11 protein-coding genes and 1 pseudogene are annotated in these 8,700 nt (G+C 46.0%); 9 read left to right on the top strand and 3 right to left on the bottom strand.

The window, feature by feature from the left end; genetic code table 11:
• Positions 1 to 446, bottom strand: a pseudogene (locus ACRC32_RS24370) (hypothetical protein); the annotation flags it as partial.
• A 159-nt stretch (positions 447 to 605) separates the two neighbouring features.
• Entirely contained in the window at positions 606 to 1,556 is a 951-nt protein-coding gene (locus ACRC32_RS24375; protein ID WP_438556406.1) for an ABC transporter ATP-binding protein, read from the bottom strand.
• A 323-nt stretch (positions 1,557 to 1,879) separates the two neighbouring features.
• On the opposite strand from ACRC32_RS24375, the gene leuB reads away from it, so the two are divergent.
• The 9 genes from leuB (at position 1,880) to psbV2 (ending at position 7,419) form a co-directional block, all read left to right on the top strand.
• Positions 1,880 to 2,971 (top strand): 3-isopropylmalate dehydrogenase, encoded by a 1,092-nt coding sequence (gene leuB / locus ACRC32_RS24380; protein ID WP_438556397.1) that lies wholly within the window; start codon positions 1,880 to 1,882, stop codon positions 2,969 to 2,971.
• Positions 2,972 to 3,124: 153 nt separating this feature from the next.
• Positions 3,125 to 3,388, top strand: coding sequence for a hypothetical protein (locus ACRC32_RS24385; protein ID WP_438556398.1), 264 nt, complete (start codon positions 3,125 to 3,127; stop codon positions 3,386 to 3,388).
• 86 nt (positions 3,389 to 3,474) lie between these two features.
• Entirely contained in the window at positions 3,475 to 4,293 is an 819-nt protein-coding gene (locus ACRC32_RS24390; protein WP_438556399.1) for a prepilin peptidase, read from the top strand.
• 41 nt (positions 4,294 to 4,334) lie between these two features.
• Positions 4,335 to 4,508, top strand: a complete 174-nt coding sequence (locus ACRC32_RS24395) for a hypothetical protein (RefSeq protein WP_438556400.1) — start codon at positions 4,335 to 4,337, stop codon at positions 4,506 to 4,508.
• Positions 4,505 to 4,711 carry a putative signal transducing protein gene (locus ACRC32_RS24400; protein ID WP_438556401.1) on the top strand — a complete coding sequence of 69 codons (207 nt, stop codon included), beginning with the start codon at positions 4,505 to 4,507 and terminating at the stop codon, positions 4,709 to 4,711. Before ACRC32_RS24395 ends, ACRC32_RS24400 begins: the two co-directional genes overlap by 4 nt.
• A 156-nt stretch (positions 4,712 to 4,867) precedes the next feature.
• Positions 4,868 to 5,818, top strand: a complete 951-nt coding sequence (accD, locus tag ACRC32_RS24405) for an acetyl-CoA carboxylase, carboxyltransferase subunit beta (RefSeq protein WP_438556402.1) — start codon at positions 4,868 to 4,870, stop codon at positions 5,816 to 5,818.
• Positions 5,819 to 6,114: 296 nt separating this feature from the next.
• Complete coding sequence (locus ACRC32_RS24410) at positions 6,115 to 6,312, top strand: translation initiation factor IF-2 (RefSeq protein ID WP_438556403.1); 198 nt, start codon at positions 6,115 to 6,117, stop codon at positions 6,310 to 6,312.
• A gap of 66 nt (positions 6,313 to 6,378) precedes the next feature.
• On the top strand, positions 6,379 to 6,870 hold the full coding sequence (psbV, locus tag ACRC32_RS24415; protein WP_438556404.1) for a photosystem II cytochrome c-550: 492 nt from the start codon (positions 6,379 to 6,381) through the stop codon (positions 6,868 to 6,870).
• Between the two features lie 60 nt (positions 6,871 to 6,930).
• Positions 6,931 to 7,419, top strand: coding sequence for a photosystem II cytochrome PsbV2 (gene psbV2 / locus ACRC32_RS24420; RefSeq protein WP_052289969.1), 489 nt, complete (start codon positions 6,931 to 6,933; stop codon positions 7,417 to 7,419).
• A 132-nt stretch (positions 7,420 to 7,551) separates the two neighbouring features.
• Here psbV2 and ACRC32_RS24425 read toward each other — a convergent pair whose 3' ends face one another.
• On the bottom strand, positions 7,552 to 8,526 hold the full coding sequence (locus ACRC32_RS24425; protein WP_438556405.1) for a cyclase family protein: 975 nt from the start codon (positions 8,524 to 8,526) through the stop codon (positions 7,552 to 7,554).
• Positions 8,527 to 8,700 lie beyond the last annotated feature (174 nt).

Consider the following 8,700-nt stretch of genomic DNA (forward strand, 5'->3'; position numbering starts at 1 on the left):
TACAGCAAACTTGGTACACCCAATAGTTTACCAATTAAAATACTTTTAGCTGATTGAGGGCTGAGGCGAATAAAATTGAGTGTGTCTCGACGTTCTTCATTAGCTAAGTCACTAATCAGCATGTAAGTCCCTGCTAAAATGAGGGCAAAAACACCAAACTTACTGACAGTGTAAAATACATCCCACCACCACATCTGCCAATTAATCAAAAGATTTCCCGCCGCATCTGTGAGACATTCAGGTATAGAATATTCCCACTGCTCGCCAGTACATAAAGGATGACGAGTTGGCATTGACCAACCTTGACTAGCCGATGGTAATTTTGCTTGAAATATGCGAAATAAGAAAAATTGTCCCAGTAAAGAAATAACTGTCGAAATAACTAAATTGCGCGGTTTAAATCTCCCTTTAATCTCCCGCAACAACTGAGGGTTTTTATCCCCCAATTTGTCTATCCAACTTAATCTCATAAGAATAAATCTCCGAATTAATGAGTAGTGGAAAGTGGTGAGTAGTGAGTGGTGAGTGGTGGGTTCATTGTGAATTGGGAGTTGCTCTCCCAGCTCTCTTACCCTACTCCCTACTCCCTACTCCCTACTCCCTAGTTAAGACGCTTGCTGGTGTCCTAGTTTGAGGAAAATTGTTTCCAAGTCTTCCTGAGTACAATGAAATTCAGATAAAGGAACGCCAGCGGCAACCAGCGATCGCAATAAATCCGCACAGTCTTCCTGATTTCCAGTAAAATCTATCTGCACCCGCTGTCCTCCTGGTAACACCTCCCATCCCGCTACAAGGACGTGATTATTCAATTCTGCTGTTAATCTTTCGATTTCTCCCAAGGTTGTTAAGAAAATTTGCTGGCGGGCGAGTCGCTGATATAACTGACTCAAGGTTGTACTTTCGACCAAAAAGCCCAACTCCATAATGCCCACGGAAGTGCATAACTCTGCTAAGTCGCTTAAAACATGGGATGAAATCAAAATCGTCATTCCCGCTTCTTGCAATACCCTAATAATTTCCCGAAATTGCCTTCGGGCGATCGGGTCAAGTCCCGAAACGGGTTCGTCTAATAGTAATACAATCGGTTCGTGGATGATTGTTCTTGCCAAACTCAGGCGTTGCTTCATCCCCCGCGACAGGGTAGCAATTAAACTGCGGCGTTTTTGACTCAATTGGACGAGTTCTAAGACTTCTCGCAAGCGTTGACTGCGGCGCGGTTCTTTCAACTTGTACAGCCGCGCAAAATAGTCTAGGTAGTCCCAAACGGTGAGATCGTCGTAGAGGGGAAAGTCGTCGGGTAAATACCCCAGGCGTTGCTTGAGGATAGAATTATCGCGATCGCCCACTAAGCGATCGCCATTGATGTATATTTCTCCCTTAGTTGGTTCCTCGGCTGCTGCTAACATCCGAATTAGCGTTGTTTTACCTGCACCGTTCGGTCCAATTAAGCCGTAGACTTCCCCAGCCTGAACTTGTAAATCGACATCGTTCACCGCAATGTGGCGGTCAAATTGTTTCGTCAGCCCACAAGTGCGAATTGCCAGTTCGTTGAGCATGGGTGCTAAGTTTGGGAGACAAGGGTGAGTCAGCGCCATGAACGCAACTTCATTATCGGATAGCTTAGCTTGCTTGGATCTATTTTGTCAGTAGGGTTAAATGCCGAGTGTAGTTGACAGTCAACGCTGCGCTACATTACCCCAAGCCTTCGGCAAGGCGTTCCGCCTACGGGGAAGCAAGCTACGTGAAGACAGTTGTTGGTTGTGAGGTTGCTATTTTCATGCGGCGAGACTCGATATTTTACCAACTTTTTCAACATCTTTTGCAGACACTTCCCTGCTACTATAGTTAACCCTATAAGTCTTTATCCAAATCATCCAATATGTCACAGCAGCAATACCGAATCGCGCTTTTACCTGGAGATGGCATTGGTCCCGAAATCATCCAAGTAGCGGTAGAGGTGCTGAAACTGGTAGGAGAACAACTAAACATCGGCTTTGCATTTCAGGAAGCCTTAATTGGTGGTGCAGCTATTGATGCTACAGGCGAACCCCTACCAGAGAAAACATTGGAGATTTGTCGTAACAGCGATGCGGTACTATTAGCCGCGATCGGCGGTTATAAATGGGACAATCTACCGCGCCATCAGCGCCCAGAAACAGGGCTATTAGGACTGCGGGCGGGTTTAGGTCTATTTGCCAATTTGCGCCCCGCCAAGATTCTGCCACAACTGATTGATGCTTCTAGCTTGAAGCGAGAAGTCGTAGAAGGGGTAGATATTATGGTGGTGCGAGAACTGACAGGGGGCATATACTTCGGACAACCCAAAGGTATTTTTGCTACTGAAACGGGAGAAAAGCGGGGAGTCAATACGATGGCTTACGCTGAGTCAGAAATCGATCGCATCGGACGAGTCGCATTTGAAACAGCTCAAAAACGCAGGAACAAACTCTGTTCTGTGGATAAGGCGAACGTGTTGGAAGTCTCTCAACTGTGGCGCGATCGCATCACCGCCCTTGCCTCAGAATATCCCGATGTCGAACTCACCCACATGTATGTTGATAACGCCGCCATGCAGCTAGTCCGTAACCCGAAACAATTCGACACAATAGTTACAGGCAACCTTTTCGGTGATATTCTCTCAGACGAAGCAGCTATGCTGACAGGTAGTATCGGGATGTTACCCTCCGCTAGTCTAGGTGCTAGTGGTGCAGGAGTTTACGAACCCGTCCACGGTTCCGCCCCCGACATTGCCGGACAAGACAAAGCAAATCCTCTAGCACAAGTTCTCAGTGCTGCTATGATGTTACGCTACGGCTTAAACCAACCAGAAGCAGCCGATCGCATCGAGCAAGCAGTATTAAGAGTTTTAGACAGAGGCGATCGCACGGGCGATATCATGTCCCCTGGTATGAATTTACTAGGCTGTCGGGCAATGGGTAAAGCACTGATTGAGGAATTAACCAAAGGGTGACAGGTAATTGGTTATTTGTCATTGGTCATTAGTCATTAGTCATTGGTAGTGATTCTTCATTGATAACTGACAACTGACAACTAAAAAGGGTGACAAACCTAGATGCACCAGCTATAACTTAAGAATAATTTTAGATAGAGATGGAGCAATTTTGTGGTATATGCTGGATCGCGGAGAACTGAAGACCCCTCTCATCCCCTAAATTACCCTGTGTTGATCGACCCTACAATCTTGAAAGTAGCTCGTCAAATTTACCGCGACTACTGCGAAACCCACGCCTCAAATGCCAAGCGCCCATCAGGAGTTGTTGTCAATCAATTAACTTATCAGGGTAAGGTGCTCTTTTCCACTCAACCGATCCTGTTACCCCAAGAACGCTTCATCCCCATCACCCAAATCGAAGCAGAAAACCCATAAGTTAAGTCGTAAGTCGTAAGTCGTAAGTCGTAAGTCAGAACTTACTGCACTCTTACCCCTTACCCCCGATTTTTTACCCCTCATAAATGGACACTCTCCTTGCCATACCAGTTGCAGTTATAGTTTTTGCTCTTGGAGCGTCTATTGGTAGCTTCATCAATGTTGTAGTTTATCGCGTACCAGCAGGGTTATCCGTTCTCTACCCGCCTTCTCGCTGCCCTCATTGCTTGCATCGGCTAGGAAAAGAAAATTTACCAGTGCTAGGGTGGTTGTTACTGCAAGGGCGCTGTAAGTACTGTAAAAATCCAATTTCCATTCGCTATCCAATTATTGAAGCAGTCACGGGACTGCTATTTTTATCAATTTTTTGGACGTTTGATATTTCAGCTCAAACCCTCGGTTATTGGGCTTTTGCAAGTTGGTTGCTGGCACTATCGCTGATCGATCTAGATACAATGACATTGCCCAACCCCCTCACACAATCGGGATTAGTTCTGGGTTTGGTATTTCAACTAGCTATGGGTTATTTAATTCAAGGCACTTGGGCAGGAGCAATTCATCAACTCATGGTTGGTGCGATTGGAGCTGTATTAGGAATTTGGTTATTTGATGCCATTATCATCGTGAGTTCCATCTGTCTCGGACAAACCGCAATGGGTGGAGGAGATGCGAAATTAGCCGCCATGATGGGTGCTTGGTTGGGCTGGAAATATTTACTCTTATCGGGTTTTCTGGCTTGTGCTTTGGGTGCATTTGTCGGTGGAGGTGCGATCGCCCTTGGTATACTCCATCGCCGCCAACCAATGCCTTTCGGTCCCTTTCTCGCCCTCGGCGCAGTCATCACCGTGTTTGCTGGTGAAGCCATTCTTTCGACTTACTTGCGGTTGATGTTTCCGACTATGTAGGGAGTAGGGAGCAGGGAGCAGGGAACAGTTATCAGTAACCAGTGACCAGTGAAGAATGGGGTGTGGGGTGTGGAGATATTAAATTTCTTTCTCCGCGACTCTCCCTCAGCTCCCACACTCCCCACACTCCCCACACTTCCCACGCCACGCACCACTCACTCCTCACTCCTCACTCCTCACTCCTCGCTCCTGATTCTGGTAACATAATCTTGTGAACTGGATGACGCTAAGAACTACGAGCTGGCGTTGGGAAGCGGAGCTAATGCAACAAATCCTAGAGGCGCATGGCATCCCGACGCGGATATTAGATTTGGGTAGTACAAGCTATTTTGGTGCAGGCAGTCCTGCCGCTTTGCAAGTCTATGCAAAGGATCGGTGGACTGCCTTACTGCTATTGAGTCCGAGCGAAGAGGAGTAAATTAGCACTAAAAAATGTCAGAATATCTAAGTTTAAGTTTAATAACACGAGAGTAACTAAAGTACCCAAAATAAGGTAGCGAAGTTACAGAAACTAGAAGTGTAGGGCATAAACGCTGTTTACAAATTTCATAACTGGTAGAAGATCGAGATAAACATGGCTACTAACGACGAATCTCGCGGTTTAATGTCTTTACTTGACTGGTTTGCCAATCGCCGCAAATCTGGTTCTATTAGTCAAGAACGCCACGAGCGTGATATTGCTGATGGATTGTGGAATAAATGCCCTGAATGCGGGGTTCTGGCTTACAACAAGGATTTGATGGCAAATCAAATGGTTTGTTTGGAATGCGGGCATCATATGCGGGTAGATAGCAACGAACGTATCCGCCAGTTGATCGATGCCAATACCTGGAAACCGATTGATGAGAATTTGCGTCCCGCCGATCCACTACAATTTCGCGATCGCAAAGCCTATAGCGATCGCTTGCGGGAATATCAAGAAAAAACTGGTTTAAATGATGCCGTGCAAACAGGTTTCGGTCAAATTGACGGTTTACCAGCAGCCCTTGGCGTAATGGATTTTCGCTTTCTCGGCGGTAGTATGGGTTCGGTGGTAGGTGAAAAACTCACCCGTTTGATCGAACAAGCAACCCAGAAGCGATATCCTGTAGTAATTGTCTGTGCCTCTGGTGGTGCGAGAATGCAAGAGGCAATGCTCAGCTTGATGCAAATGGCAAAAATTTCCGCCGCCTTAGAACGCCATCGCGCTGACCAATTGTTATATATTCCAGTGTTAACCAATCCAACAACTGGCGGTGTCACAGCGAGTTTTGCCATGTTAGGCGACATCATCTTGGCAGAACCAAAAGCAACAATCGGTTTTGCCGGACGACGGGTGATCGAGCAAACCCTGCGTCAAAAACTCCCAGATAATTTCCAAACGGCTGAAGACGTAATAGAACACGGTTTCGTCGATGCGATCGTTCCTCGTACCCAACTTAAGAAAACTTTGGCTCAGTTGATCGCCCTACATCAACCACTTACTACTGCTCCAAATCTGGTACATATAGAAGGCATAGCTCTGAGTTCGAGTATTTCTAGCTGAAATAGGAGCGAGTAGCGAGGAGTGAGGGCAGGGGAAATCGCTCCTCTCTATCTCTTCAATACCAATCGTTGCCATCCTGAATGTGGCATGAGTGTATACTGCAACCCAGTAAGTTTAAAATTTTTTACATAAAATTCATAAACTAGCCCTTTCCTTCGTCCCTCGCTCCTCACTCCTCGCTCCTTGCTCCTCTTATCTCTTCAAGGTTTAGGAAACAAATTGTGCAGTGACATGGTATTCATACATAATTAGAGCGTCTGTCTCAATCTCTAATTGTTTCTAAACAATCGTTCATTATGGGTTTTGCCGATTTGTCCATTGCAGAAATCGCAGCGGACTATAACCTTCCCGCAGTGGAGGTCATGGTTTTGTGCGATCGCTTGGGAATAGCTTATCAAAATCCTCAGACCCGTCTAGCTTTGGAAGATGCTAAGGCAGTTATCAGTCAAATTTTGTCTCAAAGGCAAAGCTCTGAGGCTAGCGATCGTCAGTGAAATCGAAATAGAGATTGAGCAAACTGTAACAAGTGCTGTGTTGAGCGTTCAAATTTTAGGAGAACCATGTTCAAAAGATTAATCGGGCTAGTAATGGCGACTGTGATGTTAGCATTTGGGCTAGTTGTTGGCAGCGCCGCCGCAGTTGAGATGAGCGAAGCTATCCGTACAGTGCCACTGAATGACAAAGGCGACACTACGGTACTGAGCCTCAAACAGGTGCAGGAAGGCAAACGCCTATTTAACGACGCCTGCGCTCAGTGTCACGTTGGTGGTGTAACCAAGACTAACCAAAACGTCGGGCTAGACCCGGAAAGTCTAGCCGGAGCTTCTCCATCCCGCAACAACATTGAAGGGTTGGTGGATTATATGAAAAATCCTACTACCTATGACGGAGAGGAGGAAATTGCCGAAATACATCCCAGTGTCAAGAGTGCGGATATTTATCCAGCGATGAGAAATTTACGGGATGAGGACTTAACAGCGATCGCCGGACATGTTCTGCTTCAACCGAAGATTTTGGGTGACAAGTGGGGAGGCGGCAAAATCTATTATTAAGTCATTAGTCCTTAGTTTTTTACCAACGACTGATGACCAATGACCAATGACGAATGACCAATGACCAATAGATTGTTTGGCTGTCTGTTTTTTTCTCTCATAGTTTGCCTGGGAGTGCTACTGCTGCCAAGTACTCCTGCTCAAGCTGCGATTGACTCCTACGTGGCTCGGTATTTACATGTCACTGAGCCAATCGATTTGGAAGTGAGCGATCGCGAGACTCGTTCGTTTTCACCAGAAGAAATATCCCAAGGGAAGCAGTCTTTTTCACAAAGCTGCCAGACTTGTCATGTCGGTGGCAGTACCATATCTTTTCCAGAAGTTTCACTCTCTTTAGAAAAGCTGAAAGGAGCTATGCCATCGCGGGACAATATTAACGGTTTAGTTGCTTATATGCGTAAACCAATGACTTACGACGGCAGCGAGGAAACTTACTGGTGTCGCGAAGTCCCTGAAAGCTGGTTGACACAAGCACAAGTGGAAAATCTAGCAGCTTTTATTTTGACAGCAGCCAAAAAAGCTCCTGGCTGGGGTACAGAAACCTTCTAATTTTGTAGAAGCTAGGAGACAGAAGACAGGAAAAATTTAAACATAGGCAGTATAAGGGGTGTTGTGTCCGCTTTACAGTAGCGGTGCAATGCCCCTTATTGTTGGAATCAGCAGATTGTCAATATGAACTGCTTAACCCGGTAGTATTGCAAACGAATTAACCGCAGCTCCTGTCGCACCTCTGATTCTAGGTGGATTCAGTACTAAAGGAAACTCGTAAACGCCCTCTTGAGCCAATGCTTGTGATAACTCTTCTAGATTTAAATTTTCTACAATGTAGATTCCGTTATCTGCAATGAGCGTGCGATGCACTGGAAAGACCGTTCCTGTGGCGGGAAGCACCTCAAAGACTAACTGATCGTCCCCTACCAAAAAAACTTTCTTCTTCGCCAGCCAACGAGCCGCTGCTTCGCCTGGACCTGGAAGAGGTTCTGAAAACTTTGTCGGATCGGTGTTAAAAAACTTCCCATAGCCAGTCCTAATCAATACTGAGTCACCCGATTGAATTTCAACTCCTTCCGCTCGCGTCGTTGCTTCTAGATCTGCAACAGTAATCTCCTGTCCCGCTGCAAGTGTCTCCACTCCTTTGAAACGGGCAACATCCAGTAAAACTGCTCGGTTGACAAACTGCTCTTTCGGGTAGGCTTCGACTCCTAGCTTTGTCAGTCCCAGATCGCTTTCGCTAGTTGCAGCATCTATGTCCCCAAATAACTTGAGATTATTTGAGATATGACCGATCGCATCGATAGTGGGTGCGCCATGTTGTCCGCTAAAATCCATCTTATCTGTGGCAAAGCCAATTCCACCCGAAACCGTACCAAAAGTCTGAGTGTGTCTCGCTAATAGACTAATTGAGTAAGGGGTATTTGTCGGAAACAGCGGCGAATTAGTATCCCAAGTAAAATTTAGCTCGATTATCCTAACTGCACTCACCGACTCAATGAGCCTATCGAAAGCTTTTCGACGGTTTTTCGCTCGACTCTCTTGTTTTGTAAAAACAGGCAGAGAGGCAAAAAAGTTGTTTTCATTTTTTACTCTTTCATCAAGGGCAATGCGATCGCTTGTCACAGAACTGACTTGTTGTGGCTGAGTTGTAGCGGCTACCACGAACGAGTGAGTTAGAATTACGCCAGCAGAAAGAATAGACCTCTTGCAAAAGGGTAGGGAAAGGTGAGATAAGTAGATTAAAACTATGAGCTACAATACTGTCAAACACCTAAAACCATCAGAATTTAAGCGTTTATGTGGGGTGCGACCGGAGACGTTTGAGGCAATGATGTC

Origin of the sequence: Chroococcidiopsis sp. (genome assembly GCF_051657925.1) — a bacterium.
Classification (GTDB): Bacteria; Cyanobacteriota; Cyanobacteriia; order Cyanobacteriales; family Chroococcidiopsidaceae; genus Chroococcidiopsis.